The sequence below is a fragment of the Kosakonia sp. YIM B13588 genome (genome assembly GCF_042788165.1).
GTDB classification, from domain to species: Bacteria; Pseudomonadota; Gammaproteobacteria; order Enterobacterales; family Enterobacteriaceae; genus Kosakonia; species Kosakonia sacchari.
This window is the reverse complement of the sequence record NZ_JBHZPO010000021.1, coordinates 20,049-36,576: the sequence shown is the minus strand read 5'-3', so window position 1 is coordinate 36,576 and position 16,528 is coordinate 20,049. Positions and strand designations below refer to the sequence as shown.

Here is a 16,528-nt window from a genome sequence, read left to right as displayed (position 1 = left end):
TGTTAGGGCGCGGCTGGTAAGAGAGCCTTATAGGCGCATCAGAAAAACCTCCGGCTATGCCGGAGGATATTTATTTTCAGGCGGCTATCGTTAACGATCTGCTGCCAGTCGGCGGCCACGGCTTTCGCCTGGCCTTGCGTTCCCGGTAAGGTCGCGGGAATTGGCGCCTGCGGGCGCTGGTAAGTCGGGTCGAGAGAGACGCAACCGGCGCTCAGCAGGGCGAGGAAAAGAACACTGATACGCAACATGATTACTCCTGACGTGCGCGTTTACCGGTGAACAGTTTTTTCACCAGCACAAAGAACAGAGGGACAAAGAAGATTGCCAGCAGCGTCGCGGTGAGCGTCCCGCCGATGATCCCGGTGCCGATAGCGACGCGGCTGTTCGCGCCTGCGCCAGTGGCGACGGCCAGCGGTGTGACCCCGGCGATAAACGCCAGTGAGGTCATCATGATCGGGCGCAGACGAGTCCGCGCCGCACGCAGCGCCGCGCGTGACAAAGAGCTGCCCTGGTGGACTGCCGCTTCGGCGAATTCAACAATCAGGATGGCGTTTTTCGACGACAGGCCAATGGTGGTCAGCAGCGCGACCTGGAAGTAAACGTCGTTACTCAACCCGCGCATCCACGCCGCCAGCGCCGCGCCCAGCAAGCCCAGCGGGATAACCAGGATCACCGAAAGCGGTACGGACCAGCTCTCATACAGCGCCGCAAGGCACAGGAACACCACCATGATGGAGATGGCGTACAGGCTCATGGCCTGGCCGCTGGCAAGTTTCTCCTGCAATGACAAGCCGCTCCACGCCCACGTTGTCCCGGCCGGTAAGGTGTTGGCGAGGTTTTCCATTTTGGTCATCGCCACGCCTGAACTGAAGCCGCTGGCATTCTCGCCCTGAATCTCATACGCCGCGGAACCGTTGTAACGCACCAGCGTTTCCGGGCCATATTCCCAGTGCGTGGTGGCGAAGGCTGAGAACGGGGTCATGTCGTTATTGCTGCCGCGCACAAACCATTTATTCAGATCCGCAGGTGAGGCGCGGGAATCGCTTTCGCCCTGGATATAGACCTTTTTCACGCGTCCGCGATCGATAAAGTCATTCACGTACGTGCCGCCCCAGGCGCTGGAGAGCGTGTCGCTGACATCGCTCAGCGAAAGCCCCAACGCCACCGCTTTGTTGCTGTCGATATCGACCTGTAACTGCGGCGTTTCCGGCAGCGCGTTGGCGCGCACGGCGGTAAGTTCGCTGCTCTGATTAGCGCTCGCCAGCAACTGATTGCGCAGCTTCAATAACTGGTCGCGATCGGTGCTGCCGCTGGCGAGCAACTCAAAGGTGAAGCCGTTGCTTTGACCGAGCCCGTCCACTGAAGGCGGCGTCATGGCGAAGATGCTGGCATCGCGGATGCTGCTTAACTCGCGGCTGGCGCGCTGGGCAATCGCCTGTGCGGTATTTTCCGCGCCTTTACGTTGCGACCAGTTTTTCAGTGAAACGAAGGCCATCCCGGCGTTCTGTCCGCTGCCGCTAAAGCTAAAACCGGTCACGGTGAAGATAGCCTCGGTGTTGGCTTTTTCGGTGTTTAGGAACCAGTCGGTCACTTTGCTGGCCACCGCGTCGGTACGCGTGGCAGTCGCCCCGGCGGGCAGGGTGAACTGCACCATGATTTCGCCCTGGTCTTCTGTCGGCAGGAAACTGCCAGGCAGACGCCACATCACGAAGGCCATGGCTGCGCAAAGCACGGCGTACGTGCCGACCACGGTAACCGTGCGGCGCAGCACGCGTAACACACCGTGTTGATACTTGTGCTCGGTGTTGTTGTAAAAGCAGTTAAACGCGCCGAAGAACCCTTTTTTATGCGGCGTGCTGTGTTGCATTACCGAGCCGCAGAGCGCTGGCGTTAAGGTCAGCGCAACGACGACCGACAGCGTCATCGCCGAGATAATGGTGACGGAGAACTGGCGGTAAATCACCCCGGTGGAGCCGCCGAAAAAGGCCATCGGCAGGAAGACGGCGGAGAGCACCAGTGCAATAGCGATCAGCGCCCCGGAGATTTCGCCCATCGATTTGATGGTGGCTTCGCGGGCGGGCAGGCCTTCGTCGCGCATGATGCGCTCGACGTTCTCCACCACCACAATGGCGTCATCCACCAGCAGGCCGATTGCCAGCACCATGGCGAACAGCGTCAGGGTGTTGATCGAATAACCAAACAGCGCCAGCACGCCAAACGTCCCCAGCAACACCACCGGCACCGCCAGCGCCGGGATAAGCGTGGCGCGGATATTTTGCAAAAAAAGGTACATCACGCAGACCACCAGAATGATGGCTTCAATCAGCGTTTGCACCACGTCTTCAATCGAGATCTTAATAAATTCAGTGCTGTCTTTCGGGTACGCCACATCGTAGCCCTGCGGCATGCTGTGGCGGTACTCGGCGATTTTATCTTTCACACGTGTTGCGGTATCCAGCGCGTTTGCGCCGGGTGCCAGCATCACCGCCAGACCGGCAGCCGGGTGGCCGTTCAGCTTTGCTGAAGCGACATAATCTTCACTGCCCATCTCCACGCGCGCGACATCTTTCACCCGCACGACAGCGCCGCTGCTCTCGCTTTTGATGATAATGTCCTGGAATTGCGCCACGGTTTGCAGGCGCGACTGGGCGCGCACCGTGGCGGTGAGCTGTTGTTGGCCGGAAGAGGGTAATGCACCGATTTTACCGGCAGAAACCTGTACGTTTTGCGCTTCAATCGCCGATTGCACATCGGACGGCATCAGCGAGTACGAGGCGAGTTTGTCGGGATCCATCCAGATTCGCATCGCGTATTCTGCGCCAAACACCTGCAAGCTACCGACACCGTTCACGCGTGCCAGCGGATCCTGCATGTTACTGACCAGCCAGTCGGCGATATCGGAACTGGTGGCGCGGTCGGTTTTATCGTACAGCCCCATGATCAGCAGGAAGTTGCTCTGGGATTTCACCACCGTCACGCCGGATTGAGTGACTTCCGTCGGTAAGCGGGATTCCGCCTGCTGCACCTTGTTTTGCACCTGCACCTGCGCGGTATCCGGGTCGGTGCCCTGCTCAAAGGTGACGGTGATATCCACCTGGCCATCGGAGCTGCTGGTGGAGGTGAAATAGAGCAGGTTATCCAGCCCGGTAAGTTGCTGTTCGATTACCTGGGTGACGCTGTTTTCCAGCGTCTGCGCCGAGGCGCCGGTATAGGTGGCGCTGATTTTTATCGCAGGCGGCGCAACATCCGGATACTGCGCTACCGGCAAGGTGCGGATCGCCAGAATACCGGCCATCATGATAAGGATGGCGATCACCCAGGCGAAAACCGGGCGGCGCACAAAGAAGCTGGAGAACATCAGGCTTTTCCTCCGTTGTCTTGCGGGAGCTCAACGGCTTTCACAGTGGATCCCGCAGCGACTTTATCGGTGCCTTCGACGATCAGCTTGTCGCCATTTTCCAGGCCTTTCAGAACTAACCATTTATCGCCATAGGTATCGCCGGTTTCGATGTTGCGCTGCTCAACCTGATTCTTCGCATTGACGACCAGCGCAGTGGCATTGCCTTTCGCATCACGCGTGACGCCTTGCTGCGGTGCGAGGATCGCGTTTGCCATTACCCCTTCTTCCACACGGGCGCGCACAAACATCCCCGGCAGCAGTTGCTGATGCGGGTTGGGGAACACCGCGCGCAGCGTAACGGAGCCGGTGGATTCATCGACGGCGACTTCGGTTAGCGCCAGGCGGCCTTTTTCGCTGTAAATGCTGCCATCTTCCAGCGTCAGCGTGACGGCGAGCGTGTTGCTGTCGCTGGCCAGCGCTTGCTGGCGCAGGCGCAGCAGATCGACGCTTGAACGGGTGAGATCGACATACATGGTGTCGAGCCCGCGCACGGTTGCCAGCGCCGTGGTCTGTTCCGCCGTGACCAGCGCGCCAGGTGTGACGGACGAGATGCCAATGCGCCCGCTGATCGGTGAAGTGACGGTGGTCCAGTTCAGGTTGATGCGCGCGCTTTCCAGCGCCGCTTTTTTCGCGCTTACGCTGGCTTTGTCCTGCGCGCAGGTCGATTGCGCATCGTCAGCGTCCTGGCGCGAGACGCCATCCTCTTTCACCAGTTGCGCGTAGCGGGTGGCTTTCTGGCAATCGGATATTAGCAGCGCCTGCGCCTGTTTCAGCGCGGCGTCGGCTTCATCAAACGTGGCGCGGTAGCTGGAAGGGTCGATCTGGTAAAGCGCCTGCCCGGCCTTTACCGTATCACCTTCAGTAAACAGGCGTTTTTGAATAATGCCGCCAACTTGCGGTCGTACTTCTGCGGAGAGTGACGCGGCGGTACGCCCGGTTAACAGGCTGGTCACGGCGAGCGACTGGCTTTTCAGGGTGACGACGCCGACTTCCTGAGTGGGGTGTTGTGCAGGTGGTGTGGCGTTATCGCATCCAACCAGCGCGAATGCGGCCATCAACGTTGTTGTTATTAACTTCATGACTATTTTCCTGGCATAAGCGAAGCCTGCCCGTTTTTAAAACAGGATAATAAGCAGGCGAGTTGGCGCTTATTTCCGAAGGGCTGGAAATAAGCGCGGGTTTATATTTGTCGGATTATTTCTTTGGCAGAAATACCATTGTGATAATTTCCTGATACAGCTCTTTTAACTGTGCCGGGTCGCATTTTTGTGGCGTTAAACGGCGCAATGTCGCGCCTTCCATCAGGCCTGCCAGCAGCTCAACGCGGCAGCGCACCTGCTCGGCGCTTAAATGTGGATGTCGGCTCTGCATATGGTTGCAGGCATTGTTAAACATGCGGGCATCGGCTTCGACCATCATTGCCTGAACTTGTGGGTTGCGCGTCGCTTCTGCCGACATCTCCAGCATTAACGCGTCGTCATCCGGGCTGAGCGTTTGCCGCCAGGCCAGCACTTCCGGCAGGTGCGTGGTTTCGGCTTTGTTTTCCATTTCGGCGATGCGATAGTCGATGATACGGCGAACAATCTCCTCAATAATGGCGTCTTTACTGCTGAAATAGCGGTAGATCTGCCCGACGCTCAACTGGGCTTCCAGGGCGATTTGCGACATGCTGGCGGCGTGAAAGCCGCTCACGCGAAAACGCCGACGGGCGGCGGCGATAATCTCATCTTTACGCTGCTGATGGCGTTGTTCCTGCGTGGTTTTCGGCGGCATCGGTAACCCTCGGTTGATTGCTTTTTGAGAGTGATCGTTCTCAACTTCGGATAGATTAAACGAATTTATATTTTTCGCGTAAACATTTCCTGCGCAAATTATTGGAATTTACAAAACTTGCTATTGTGAAGAAATAATGAAAAACAATGGAGAAATGCGCCAGAAAATAATAGCGAAGAGAGTTGATATTAATTTGAAGAGATTGTGATGGATTGCGAATAGAGTAAACCGGCGCCATTTATCGGCACCGGTTATTTTTGTGCGTTTATTCTTTTCTCTGCTGATGAATGGCCAGCCCGCTTTCGCCCGGCGCAATCTCCGGGCGCAAAGTTAACGCCGGAATGGTGTAATCCCCGGCGTTTTGCTGGCGAAACGGTAGCGGTGACGTCTGCCATAACGTATCCAGCCGCTGTGCCAGTTCTTCACGGTGGGCGGCGAATCGCGTGTCATCAACGCGGCTGGTGCGATAAATCACCAGCGGCGGCAGTACTTCAAAACCAGGGTAAAACAGCATGCCGTGCTGGATCGGAAACAGAATGTCGTCGATAGGGCCGTTGATACCGCGCGGGCTGTAGTGCGATTCCCAACCGCCAGCGGTGACCAGCAGCATGGCGCGCTTACCGGCCAGGCTGCCTTCGCCGTAGCGATCGCCCCAGTGCGTGTCGCTGTGCTCGCCCACGCCGTAGGCGAAACCGCAGGCGTACACGCGGTCGAACCAGCCTTTCATAATGGCGGGCATGGAAAACCACCACAGTGGAAACTGGAAAATCACTGCATCGGCCCAGCGCAGTTTGGCCTGTTCGGCTGCGATATCCGCAGCTTGTCGGCCCTGCTCGAAGGCGTGTTTCGAATCTGCCGACGGGTTGAAAACATCGTTAACGGGCGCATCAAGGCTGTCGTTCGCATCGAGCTGCGCTTTCCACTGCATGGCGTACAGGTCGGAAACTTCGACATGATGGCCTGCTTTTTCAAGATGCTGCACGGCAAATTCTTTCAGCGCGCCATTCAGCGAATGCGGCTGAGGATGGGCATAAACAATCAAGACATTCATAACAACTCCCGGCAATAAGATTGAAGCTGCAGGGTAGGTGAAGCGCAGATATAGTAGAAATTAATTGCTGATATCACAGGTATAGCCATGATTAATCTCTACCGCCTGGATCTGAACTTGCTGCTGACGCTGGATGTATTGCTCCGTGAGCACAATGTCACGCGCGCGGCGCAGCGGCTGAATCTTTCCCAGCCGTCGGTGAGTGTGCAACTGGCGCGGTTGCGGGAGATCTTTGACGATCCGCTGCTGCTTCCCGGCCCGCGCGGTATGCAGCCGACAGTGCGGGCGGACGAGTTGCGCGAACCGTTACGCCAGGCGCTGGAAGCGCTGGAGCGCGCAGTATCGCCAGTCAACGCGTTTGACCCCGCCCGCGCCAGTGTCACCTGGCGTATTGCGGCGACGGATTACACCGAATCGGCGGTGCTGCTGCCGCTGCTTAACACTTTGCGTCGCGACGCGCCCGCCAGTCGCCTCGCGGTGTTTGAACTTAATCCTGTGCAGATTAAGCGCCAGGCCGAGCAGGGCGATATCGATCTGTTCTTTCATTTGCGTGAAGGCGCACCGGCGTCGCTGCATCAGCGGTTATTGTTTACTGAGCGCTATGTGCTGGCCGGTCGTGTAGGCCATCCGGCGTTCAAACGCCGCCCGTCGCTCAAGCAGTTCTGCCAGCTGGAACATGTGATTGTCTCGCCGGAGGGCGGCGGTTTTCAGGCGGCCACGGACGACGCGCTGGCGGCTCGCGGGTTGACGCGCAATGTGGTGCTTTCGGTGCCGCACTTCCTGTTTATGCTGGATGTGCTGGCGCGCACCGATTTGGTCGCCGTGCTGCCGGAGCGGCTTGTCGCCAACACTGGCGCATTGCAGGTCGTTGATCCGCCTCTTGATCTGCCAGGCTTCGATATGTTGATGCTCTGGCATGAGCGGTTGCACCGCGATCCCGGACATAAATGGCTGCGCCAGCAGGTTCTCGCTGTGTTGGGAAACGCCGGCCGGACTAACACGCCGTAATGAGTATGTTGAGAATAATTCTCAACATTATTGAAGCGCATCAGGGCGAATGATAAGGTGTAGGCCGTTTCGCCCGCGCGTGGGTGAGGGTTCGACAGATAGCGATGGCTGCCGTCTATGCAAAAAAGACACTTTTCAATTGAAGACTTTATCGGGTTTGGCGAGCGTTATGGGATTGATTACCGCTTCCCGTCGCTGGCAACCGGTCTTGTCAGTCAAGCGCAGCGCATTGTAATTCAGGGCGACGTTGAAGAGATGACGCTCTCTTCTGGTATCAACCTTACCCGTTCTGATATTCGCGTTCTGCAACCTTATGAAACCACCTCGCTGCACAGTTGCCCGCTCTATATGCTGGTGGTGCTGGAAGGCAGCGTGATGCTGCGCCTGAACGGTGAAGAGTTTGTCGTGCGCTCCGGTATGGCGTTTACCTCACGCCTGAGCGAGCATCAGGTAATGAACGCCAGCCATCTGGCGGATTGCCATCTGCGTACGTTATCACTGGGCGTTGATCCGGCAAGCTGCTGGCAATCGCCGCTCCTCTCCGCACTTTTACAACAGTGGGAAGCGCACGGCGCACCGACTTTTTTATGGCAGGTGCCGGGCTTTTTACTGTCTGGTTTACAGCAAACGCAGCAAACTTCGCTGCCTGCGCTCTCCCGCCAACTGATGCTGGAAGGCGTGATGCTGCAACTGCTGGGTAACGCGCTGTCGCAGCGCATACACGGGCAGGAGAGATGCCGCACAATCCCGTGTGGCGCACAGCAGCGGCTGGAAAACGTACGCCGTTTACTGGAACAGCACCCCGAAAAAGAGTACACCCTGGCAGCACTGGCGCAGCTGGCGGCGATGAGCGCCAGCAGCCTGCGTGTGAAGTTCCGCCAGGCGTACGGTCACTCTGTGTTTGATTACCTGCGCGACTGCCGTCTTGAACTGGCGCGTCGCTATCTGGCAGAAGGCTACAGCGTACAGCAGGCCGCGTGGATGTCCGGTTATCAACACGCCACTAACTTTTCCACCGCGTTTCGCCGCCGCTACGGTATGGCACCCAGCGAAATCCGCGCGTCCTGATTTCCCCTGTGTAGACCAGCTTTGCTGATGTGTGCGCGGTTTTATCATCGCGCATACGTGAATCATCACTGCGCATAGCTATCGGCGAATTCAAAAGGGTAATAATTCTTATTTACAATAATAATGGCTTCTGGAGATTTTCATGTTCGCAAAAACGCGACTGGCGCTGATGATTGGCTGCATAACCGGCGGGATGAGCGTAACGGTGCTGGCACAAGAGACAACCCCCACCAACGATACCGTGGTAGTGACTTCACAAATGCAAAGCGGCGCGACCAAGCTGGAGACGCCTGATATCGAAACGCCGCAGGCGGTATCGATTGTCACCCGCCAGCAGTATGAAGAGCAGGGCGCCATCAGCGTGCGTCAGGCGGTGAGCTACACACCGGGTGTCTACAGCAACCAGATTGGCGCATCCAACCGTTTTGACTATATCGTGCTGCGTGGTTTTTCTGACGGTAGCCTGGATAACGTCTATCTCGACGGGCTGAAAATGATGGGCGACACCAACTCCCACAGCTCGCTGGTTATCGATCCGTGGTTCCTGGATAGCGTGGAAGTGGTGCGCGGCCCGGCATCGGTGCTGTATGGGCGTTCATCGCCAGGCGGTATTGTGGCGCTGAATTCGCGCAAGCCATCGTTTGACCCCGGCGGTGAAGTGAAGCTGTTCGCCGGAAATAATAACCAACGCGGCGCGGCGTTTGACGTTACCGGCCCGGTTGATGATAACGACCGTGTGGCGGTGCGTTTAACCGGTATGACACGCTATGCGGATTCGCAGTTTGACCACCTGAAAGAGCAGCGTTACGCCATCGCGCCGAGCCTGACCTGGCGCATTACCGATCACACGCGCCTGGAGCTGATGGCTTACCTGCATCGCGATCCCGAAGGCGGCAGCCACTCCGGTTTGCCGTATGAAGGTACCGTGGTGCCGCACGCGGGCAAGAAAATTTCCAACACCTTCTTTGAAGGCGAAGACGATTACGACAAATACGATCGCCGCGAAAATATGGTCGGTTATAACGTTGAACACGCCTTCGACAGCGGCTGGTCGGTGCGCCAGAAATTGCGCTACCTGCACACCACTGTCGATCTGAACCAGGTTTACGCCGCAGGCTGGCTGAATGACACCGAGCTGAACCGGGGTTACTCCGGCTCGGATGAATCGCTCTCGGCGGTGACGCTGGATAACCAGATCGATGGCAGCATCGATACTGGCATTATCAACCATCGCTTGCTGTTCGGCGTGGACTATCAGCGCCGCAGCAATAACGTCACCGCCTCTTATGGCAGCTTCCCGGCGATCGACGCTTTCCACCCGGTTTATGGTGCCGATCCGCTGTCGATCAGCGTCTATAGCCGCGAAAAACACAAACTTGAGCAGACCGGGATCTACGCGCAGGATCAAATGTCACTGGACAGATGGCGTCTGACGCTGGGCGGTCGTCACGATCAGGTGAAGATCACTAACGTCAATAAGATCACCGACACCAGCGATACGCTGGATAAGAACCACTTCAGCAGCCGCGCGGCGCTGATGTACCTGTTCGATAGCGGTTTTGCGCCGTATGTCAGCTATTCGACCGCATTCACGCCGACCAGCTTTACCGACGAGTACGGCAAGATCCTGCAACCAATGAAGGGTAAACAGTGGGAAGCGGGGCTGAAGTTCCAGCCGGAAGGCTCGCAAACCATGTACAGCGCGTCGGTGTATCGCATCAACCAGGAGAACATCGCCACCAAAGTGGAGCCGACCGATCCCTACCGTTCCATTGGCGAGATCGAATCCGAAGGTGTTGAACTGGAAGCCGTGGGGCAACTGACGGACAACCTGCGTTTGCAGGCGGCCTACACCTACAACGACATTCGCTACAAGAAGAGCAGCGCGCAGGAGCAGGGCAACCGCGCGGTGTACGCGCCGCGTAACCAGGCCAGCGCGTGGCTCAGTTATGACGTGAAAGCGGGGGTGCTGAATGGGCTGACAGTCGGTTCCGGTGTGCGCTATGTCAATGGCATCACCTCCGATCGCCAGAACACGCACACGCTGCCGTCTTACACGCTGGTTGATCTGGCGGTGGGTTATGACCTGAGTCATGTGGGACTGAAAGGGTTGAGCGCGCAGGTTAACGTCAACAACCTGACTGACAAACGCTATGTCGCGGCGTGTAACTCACTCTCTTACTGCTATTTCGGTGCAGAACGCAGCATCGTCGGCAGCCTCTCGTACCGCTTCTGATGCTCTGATTTCACCCGGCTTTGCGCCGGGTGAAAGCCTGGCATTAGCTCAAATCCACGTTTTTGTGACCAAAGAACCAGGTGGCGAGAAAACCGCATACGTAGGCGACGACTACACCGGCGGCGTAAACTGCCATTCCCGTGTAGATCCCCTGCCCGGAGGTCATCAACGGCAGCGCCACCAGGCCGGATGGGCCAAACACGGTGTTGAGTCCAACCGGCAAACCGAACCAGGCGAAAGTGCCAATAAAGAAACCACCACAAGCACCGCCGATACAGGCCGTGACAAACGGTTTTACACGCGGCAGCGTGACGGCGTAAATCAACGGTTCGCCCACCCCGAGCAGTCCGGGAATGATCGCGCCACGAATCTGATTGCGCAGAATCGACTCGCGCGCCGAGCGGAAATAAAGCGCCAGTGCCGCGCCTACCTGACCACCGCCCGCCATCGCCAGAATCGGGAACAGCGAGTTAAAGCCCTGCGCATCCATCAGCGCGAAATAGACTGGAATAAAACCTTGATGCACACCAAACACCACGGCAATCAGGAACAGCCCGGCCAGCACCGCGCAGCCGAACGGATTGCCGTTAAGGTGCAGGAAGAGCCACGACATGCCTTTAAACAGCTCAACGCCGATCGGCATGATCACCGTGAAGGTTAACGCGCCGGTAATCAGTAGCGTCAGCAACGAGGTGAGGATCATGTCGAGGTTATCCGGCATAACTTTACGGATCTGCCGCTCGATCCAGGCGCCGGTGATTGCTGCGATCAACACGCCAATAATGTTGCCGCGCGGATCGATACCCATACCAAAAAAGTTATCGATGCCGGAAAAATAGCCCACTGTCGCTTTTGGATCGTAACCGAGCACAAAGAGCGCGGCGATGATCGCGCCATTAACGCCGCTGCCACCAAAGGCTTTTTGAGCGTTATAGCCAATTAAAATCGGCAGGAAAGTGAACAGCGCTTTGCCGAAAACTTTCATATAACCAACGATATGGACAAGTGTGGCATTTTTTTCGGCGGCATTGATAATCAGGCTTTGCTCAATCAGGGTAGCGAAGCCGAGCAGCATCCCGGCGGCGATAAAACCGGGGATTAACGGGGTGAAAATGGTCGAAAACTTCGCCAGAAACTGATGCACGCCGCTGGTTTGTTTCGCTTTCATCTGCTGTTTGGTATCGCTGGCGATACTTTTTAGTGACGCCGCTTCCGCAGGCGCACTGACGCCGCCTGTCATCGCGCTCATCATTTCTGCCGCCGTTTGCGCTTTGCCGGGGCCAACGATGATTTGCAACTGATCCTCGCTATTGACCACGCCAAGAACCCCGGGCAGCGCTTTGAGCCCGGCGTTATCCACCAGCGCATCGTTGTTTAACGTCAGGCGCAGCCGCGTCATGCAGTTGCCGCAGGTTTTAATATTCTCTTTGCCGCCCACCAATTGCACGATCGCGGCAATAAACTGCTCGCTGATTTTGGCCATTAGTTGACTCCCGCGTGAGCCAGCGCCTGGCGAATAAACCCACCATTATCGGCTAACAGGCGTGCTGCCTGTTCAGCGTTCAGCCCGCCTAACACCATCACGATGGCGGTTTTACAATGCCCATCGCAGGCTTGCAGCGCCTGGGTCGCGGTGGCGCTGTCGCAATCGGTCGCTTCCATCACGATATTGATTTGCCGCTGCACCAGCTTCTGGTTGGTGGCTTCCACATCAACCATTAAGTTGCCGTACACTTTGCCGCTGCGGATCATCGCGCCGGTGGTCAGCATGTTCAGCACCAGTTTCTGCGCCGTTCCGGCTTTCATTCGCGATGAGCCGGTGACGACTTCTGCGCCCACTACCGGCACGATGGCGATATCGGCGATTTGCGCCATTTCACTGCCTGCGTTACAGGTCAGCGCGACGGTGGTCGCACCGAGTTTTTGGGCGTACTGCATAGCGGCAATGACATACGGCGTGCGGCCGCTGGCGGCGATGCCGACCAGGATGTCGTTCGCGTTAAAATTGAGCGCTTTAAGATCGTCAACACCGAGCGTCAGGCTATCTTCGGCGTTTTCTACCGCCTGCAAAATGGCGCGATGGCCGCCAGCTATCAAGCCAACCACCTGCTCGCGCGGCGTGCCATACGTTGGCGGGCATTCGCTGGCATCAAGTATCCCAAGCCGCCCGGATGTACCCGCGCCGCAGTAAATCAAGCGCCCACCTTTCTGAAAAGCCGCCACAATCGCGTCTACCGCCTGCGCGATCGCCGGGATCGTTTTTTCCACCGCCAACGCCACTTTTTGATCTTCACGGTTGATAACTCTCAACATCGCTTCGGTATCAAGCATGTCAATGTCAGCGCTGGCGGTATTGCGGCCTTCGGTAGTCAGTCTGGAGAGATCAATGTTCATCAACGTTTCGCTCAACTCGGTTTCACTGTTCTTTGCCTGCTGCACTGCGGCTCAGGCACCCGGTAAGGAATAATATATTACTCATAAAATGTTTAATAAGAATAATTTATTCTTATTTGCTTATTACGCCAGAAATGTGACGCCGTTCATACGGCAATATTGCACACAGATTTTACTTACCGGCATGTTTTCTAAGACTTAATTATTTAATGTCGTTGATTGATGGGACTTTTCATCCTGTCTGCGTTAAAAGACCCACCGGCTTTATCACTCTGTGGTCAGTCACAAATACCATTATGACGCCTGTTATCTGCAAGGATGATGCAATGCATAAGTTGAATTACGCCGCTACTTTCCCTCACTGGCAGAGCCCGCAGCTGTCGCTGCGTTGCAATTTACAGTGGCGCAGTTTTGCAAAGGTAGCGGTGCTCTTTGATATGCAGGAGGAGGCATTGCTCGGTGCGCAATGCGCAGTGTTAAGTCAGGCAGGTATAAGCGCGGAACAACTCTGGCCCGTTGCCAGAGCGTCGGGTGGTGATGGCCGACTGGCTGAATTACAGACACAGTGCATGGTATTGAGCGAAGCGCAACGGCAAGGGTGGCGCAATGTCCTGCTGTTCGATGCCGGCTTTCAGTTGACCCAGGATGAAAGGGTATTCGCCCAGGCGAATCGCATCTTTACGAGCCTTAATAGGCTGGACTGGCATGCGTTGCTGCTGGGCGGGCATTATCAGCATTTCTCGCCGTTGCTGGCGCTGCCTGGCATTGCGCGTGTGCATCACGCTGATAGCGCTGCTGCCTATGCCGTTAACGCCAGCTATTACCCTGTATTATTAAATGCTTACCACCGTGCGATAGAGCATGCCGCCAGCCTTAATGAGCTTTGGCCATTATTAATGGGGAAACATTGCTGGCTGGCGGTGAATCCGGGCCTGGTTAGCTGGCGTGATAACAACCTCACGCCGGTTCCTACCTGTCGTCCAGCGGGTAGAGAAAGATCATTCCGTTTTGCATAGTGACCAGCGGCACGCCATCTGGCCAAAGTTGCTGCATACGCACTTGCGAATGCATCAGTAAATCAATGTTGCTGGCAAGCAGCGGAGTGTCCGGCGAGGGGACGAAATGAATGGGGGTATAGGTAAAAATGCGTTTCTCTCCCGCCTGTTTTTTCTGCACGAAGCTTCCTTTGAGCCTGAACTGAGGGTTATTCGGACTGCTGACATGGCTGACGATTGTCTCTCCAACGGTGGAGAACTGGACGTCATAAAGCTCTTTTTGCTGCTGCGGCAAATCGTAGAAACCGAATTGCTGCGTCATGCTACTGCCGGGTTTTAATGCGGGCTGCGAACGATGCCAAAAATAGCCGCAGGCAGCGATAATCAGCGCCGTGAGCATGAGCATCACCCCGTACTTATGCGGTCTTACAAGGCGCCATTTCATCGAGTTTTCTCCGCGTTTCATCAAGTATCAATTCATTAAGCGAAGCCAAATTGGCCCGCCAGTGATAGATCTGCATCGCCAGAATATTCTGCCCACAGGTACTGTGTAAGCGCAGGGTGAAGTTCAGCGTTTGGTTATCACTTCGCGAATAGATGCTCAGGTTGATGGATTCCTTTTTTATCTGCTCATTTAAAAGGTGATAGGTGTCCTTGAGCCGGTTGTAAACCGTGGCTTGATCTTGTACACGCTCGCCTGGTTCAACGAGCGTATACAGACGAATATTGCTGTACTCGTTCTTCGCCAGCTCTTCAGGTTTTATGGTCTGGCCGCGATCGATTTTCAAATAACCGATAAAGGCGACAAAAAGCGCGACAGCCAGCAATAGCGATACGACGACGCCACGGCGATAGCGCGTTAGTTGTCCAGACGTTTTATGCGTCACGTCAGAAGAGTGCGGCGGTATATTGGCTGCGTCCGCCTCTGTGAGAGATTTCTCATTATCTAATGAAATATCTTCCTGCGGACTTTCAACCTGCTGGCAATATTCTGCATCCAGCACATAGCCCCGTTTAGGCACAGTGCGAATAATGCGTTGCTGTTTGCCGTCATCTTCCAGCGCTGCGCGCAGGGCGTGAATGGCGTTTGGCAGGCTATTATTGCCGATAACCCGCCCCTCCCAGACCTGGTTGGTCAGCTCTTCTCGCGTAAAAACCTTACCCGGGTTCTGCTGCAGCAGGTCCAGCAGTTTGAGCTGGTACGCGCCCAGCCGCTTATGTTCTCCGGTGACTAAATGAATAATTGATCCGGAAGGCAAATCAATTAACCAATTGTTAATGGCACAACAATATTTTTTCATGACGAATTTCGAGTAGCTCCATCCTGGAACAAGCGATTATTAAGGTTATTAACAGTAATTGAGAATTAATTAACGTAAAGGCGCGTGAACAAATCTTGTGGCCTCAGCAATCATTCCATATGAGATATTAATAATACTACTGTGCGGTAGATGAATTATACGCAAATTCATTAATTGCCGCTTTTCGGGGGATTAAGAATAGATGTTGTGGTGTATCTTTTTACACCAGTTAAGACGGGGGGGCGTGCAGTACCGCTTGATGTAACTGTTTGATGTTAATTTATTGTTGTCTATTTAATTAATCTTTTTATCCATTGAACTAATGAGAAACGTCAGCCTTAAAAATGCAAAAGCAGCATACTTCTGTTTTTATTTAATAAATCTAGTCTGCGCCGTTAAATAATAATGAGTGTAATTACCTCTGAAACGATAACGTTTCCCGATGAAGCGCGCTATGTCCGCGATTATTTACCGCTGGTGCATAAAGTGGTGAAACAATTTGCCTGGCAGACCAGCAGCGTAATGGATAAAGACGATATGCGGCAAGTCGCCCTGACGGGTTTGCTCTTTTCATTGCGTCGCTATGGACAACCGGATGCGCAATTTGCCGGTTACGCTGTTCAGCGCATTCGCGGGGCAATTCTTGACGAGCTACGCCAGCAGGATTGGCGGCCACGTCGGCTGCGCCAAAAAATGTACAAGCTCAACGACGCCATTCGTGATCTGGCGCGTGAACTTGGCTATGTGCCTAATTTTAATGAATTAAGCGAGCGACTTTCTATTACGCCAGAGGAGTATCAGCACTATTTATTGCTCGACTCCGCCAGTGAACTGGAGAGCCTGGATAACGATCTCCACGCCCACGCGCTGGAAAGCCGCCCACTTGAAGAAGAAGTAGTGAGTAGCCGCGCACTAAAAAGCGCGATAGCAAGCCTGACACAGCGTGAACAGACGATTCTGGGGTTGTATTACCACCATGAATTAAGCCTGAAAGAGATTGCCTCAATGCTTGGACTGACAGAAGCCCGTATTTGTCAGCTTAATAAAGTGATAGTGCAAAAGTTACGGGCATTTTTTGACGAGTGAGTACGTTTCTCCTTCCGCGAAGGAATGAAAAAAGTATTTAAAATTTTAACCCTTTATTTTTATTAGTATTAATGTTGTGAAATATTTGACTGTATCATCCATCGTTGCCCCCAGGCAGAGCGTGCTCCGCGGGTTTTTGGGGCTTTTTTTTCTTATTTTGCTTTCTGTGTTCCTGACCGGTTGTACGCAGTCTAAACCGGTTAGCCGTACACAGGC

The 16,528-nt window shown here is 55.2% G+C and carries 13 protein-coding genes and 1 pseudogene; 5 read left to right on the top strand and 9 right to left on the bottom strand.

Annotated elements, in window-relative coordinates:
• Positions 1–74: 74 nt before the first annotated feature.
• The 5 genes and pseudogenes from ACFX4U_RS23350 to ACFX4U_RS23330 form a co-directional block, all read right to left on the bottom strand.
• Positions 75–248: pseudogene (locus ACFX4U_RS23350) on the bottom strand (TolC family protein); the annotation flags it as partial.
• Positions 249–250: 2 nt separating this feature from the next.
• Positions 251–3,358, bottom strand: a complete 3,108-nt coding sequence (locus ACFX4U_RS23345) for an efflux RND transporter permease subunit (RefSeq protein ID WP_313507831.1) — start codon at positions 3,356–3,358, stop codon at positions 251–253.
• Positions 3,358–4,479: an efflux RND transporter periplasmic adaptor subunit gene (locus ACFX4U_RS23340; RefSeq protein ID WP_313507830.1), complete on the bottom strand. Its 1,122-nt coding sequence runs from the start codon at positions 4,477–4,479 to the stop codon at positions 3,358–3,360. The genes ACFX4U_RS23345 and ACFX4U_RS23340 overlap by 1 nt, the downstream gene beginning before the upstream one ends.
• 115 nt (positions 4,480–4,594) lie before the next feature.
• The gene (locus tag ACFX4U_RS23335; RefSeq protein WP_200553261.1) at positions 4,595–5,173 is read right to left on the bottom strand and encodes a TetR/AcrR family transcriptional regulator; all 579 of its coding nucleotides are present in this window, start codon (positions 5,171–5,173) and stop codon (positions 4,595–4,597) included.
• A gap of 265 nt (positions 5,174–5,438) precedes the next feature.
• Entirely contained in the window at positions 5,439–6,224 is a 786-nt protein-coding gene (locus tag ACFX4U_RS23330) for an NAD(P)H-dependent oxidoreductase (RefSeq protein WP_305737203.1), read from the bottom strand.
• Positions 6,225–6,311: 87 nt separating this feature from the next.
• On the opposite strand from ACFX4U_RS23330, the gene ACFX4U_RS23325 reads away from it, so the two are divergent.
• From ACFX4U_RS23325 to ACFX4U_RS23315, 3 genes are all read left to right on the top strand, one after another.
• Positions 6,312–7,232, top strand: a complete 921-nt coding sequence (locus ACFX4U_RS23325; RefSeq protein ID WP_313507829.1) for a LysR family transcriptional regulator — start codon at positions 6,312–6,314, stop codon at positions 7,230–7,232.
• A 117-nt stretch (positions 7,233–7,349) separates the two neighbouring features.
• Positions 7,350–8,300: an AraC family transcriptional regulator gene (locus ACFX4U_RS23320; protein WP_313507828.1), complete on the top strand. Its 951-nt coding sequence runs from the start codon at positions 7,350–7,352 to the stop codon at positions 8,298–8,300.
• Between the two features lie 142 nt (positions 8,301–8,442).
• Positions 8,443–10,536: a TonB-dependent siderophore receptor gene (locus ACFX4U_RS23315; RefSeq protein ID WP_349350631.1), complete on the top strand. Its 2,094-nt coding sequence runs from the start codon at positions 8,443–8,445 to the stop codon at positions 10,534–10,536.
• A gap of 43 nt (positions 10,537–10,579) precedes the next feature.
• Here the strand turns inward: ACFX4U_RS23315 and murP are convergent, their stop codons facing one another.
• Both murP and murQ read right to left on the bottom strand, forming a co-directional pair.
• On the bottom strand, positions 10,580–12,019 hold the full coding sequence (gene murP / locus ACFX4U_RS23310; RefSeq protein WP_313507825.1) for a PTS N-acetylmuramic acid transporter subunit IIBC: 1,440 nt from the start codon (positions 12,017–12,019) through the stop codon (positions 10,580–10,582).
• A complete protein-coding gene (gene murQ, locus ACFX4U_RS23305) occupies positions 12,019–12,930 on the bottom strand; it encodes an N-acetylmuramic acid 6-phosphate etherase (protein ID WP_313507866.1) in 912 nt (303 codons plus the stop codon). The genes murP and murQ overlap by 1 nt, the downstream gene beginning before the upstream one ends.
• A 326-nt stretch (positions 12,931–13,256) precedes the next feature.
• On the opposite strand from murQ, the gene ACFX4U_RS23300 reads away from it, so the two are divergent.
• On the top strand, positions 13,257–13,946 hold the full coding sequence (locus ACFX4U_RS23300; protein ID WP_305737198.1) for a hypothetical protein: 690 nt from the start codon (positions 13,257–13,259) through the stop codon (positions 13,944–13,946).
• Here the strand turns inward: ACFX4U_RS23300 and ACFX4U_RS23295 are convergent.
• Together ACFX4U_RS23295 and ACFX4U_RS23290 are read right to left on the bottom strand one after the other, a co-directional pair.
• Positions 13,900–14,325 (bottom strand): hypothetical protein, encoded by a 426-nt coding sequence (locus tag ACFX4U_RS23295; protein WP_313507824.1) that lies wholly within the window; start codon positions 14,323–14,325, stop codon positions 13,900–13,902. The genes ACFX4U_RS23300 and ACFX4U_RS23295 overlap by 47 nt on opposite strands.
• Positions 14,326–14,341: 16 nt before the next feature.
• Positions 14,342–15,226 (bottom strand): winged helix-turn-helix domain-containing protein, encoded by an 885-nt coding sequence (locus ACFX4U_RS23290; RefSeq protein ID WP_313507823.1) that lies wholly within the window; start codon positions 15,224–15,226, stop codon positions 14,342–14,344.
• 405 nt (positions 15,227–15,631) lie between these two features.
• Between ACFX4U_RS23290 and ACFX4U_RS23285 the strand changes: the two genes are divergently transcribed.
• Positions 15,632–16,312 (top strand): FliA/WhiG family RNA polymerase sigma factor, encoded by a 681-nt coding sequence (locus tag ACFX4U_RS23285; protein WP_313507822.1) that lies wholly within the window; start codon positions 15,632–15,634, stop codon positions 16,310–16,312.
• The last annotated feature ends 216 nt before the right edge of the window (positions 16,313–16,528 follow it).

Bases quoted from the DNA above. Each gene is read 5' to 3' on its own strand.
- ACFX4U_RS23345 (WP_313507831.1), bottom strand. From the start codon at position 3,358: ATGTTCTCCAGCTTCTTTGTGCGCCGCCCGGTTTTCGCCTGGGTGATC.
- ACFX4U_RS23340 (WP_313507830.1), bottom strand. From the start codon at position 4,479: ATGAAGTTAATAACAACAACGTTGATGGCCGCATTCGCGCTGGTTGGA.
- ACFX4U_RS23335 (WP_200553261.1), bottom strand. From the start codon at position 5,173: ATGCCGCCGAAAACCACGCAGGAACAACGCCATCAGCAGCGTAAAGAT.
- ACFX4U_RS23330 (WP_305737203.1), bottom strand. From the start codon at position 6,224: ATGAATGTCTTGATTGTTTATGCCCATCCTCAGCCGCATTCGCTGAAT.
- ACFX4U_RS23325 (WP_313507829.1), top strand. From the start codon at position 6,312: ATGATTAATCTCTACCGCCTGGATCTGAACTTGCTGCTGACGCTGGAT.
- ACFX4U_RS23320 (WP_313507828.1), top strand. From the start codon at position 7,350: ATGCAAAAAAGACACTTTTCAATTGAAGACTTTATCGGGTTTGGCGAG.
- ACFX4U_RS23315 (WP_349350631.1), top strand. From the start codon at position 8,443: ATGTTCGCAAAAACGCGACTGGCGCTGATGATTGGCTGCATAACCGGC.
- murP (WP_313507825.1), bottom strand. From the start codon at position 12,019: ATGGCCAAAATCAGCGAGCAGTTTATTGCCGCGATCGTGCAATTGGTG.
- murQ (WP_313507866.1), bottom strand. From the start codon at position 12,930: ATGAACATTGATCTCTCCAGACTGACTACCGAAGGCCGCAATACCGCC.
- ACFX4U_RS23300 (WP_305737198.1), top strand. From the start codon at position 13,257: ATGCATAAGTTGAATTACGCCGCTACTTTCCCTCACTGGCAGAGCCCG.
- ACFX4U_RS23295 (WP_313507824.1), bottom strand. From the start codon at position 14,325: ATGCTCACGGCGCTGATTATCGCTGCCTGCGGCTATTTTTGGCATCGT.
- ACFX4U_RS23290 (WP_313507823.1), bottom strand. From the start codon at position 15,226: ATGAAAAAATATTGTTGTGCCATTAACAATTGGTTAATTGATTTGCCT.
- ACFX4U_RS23285 (WP_313507822.1), top strand. From the start codon at position 15,632: ATGAGTGTAATTACCTCTGAAACGATAACGTTTCCCGATGAAGCGCGC.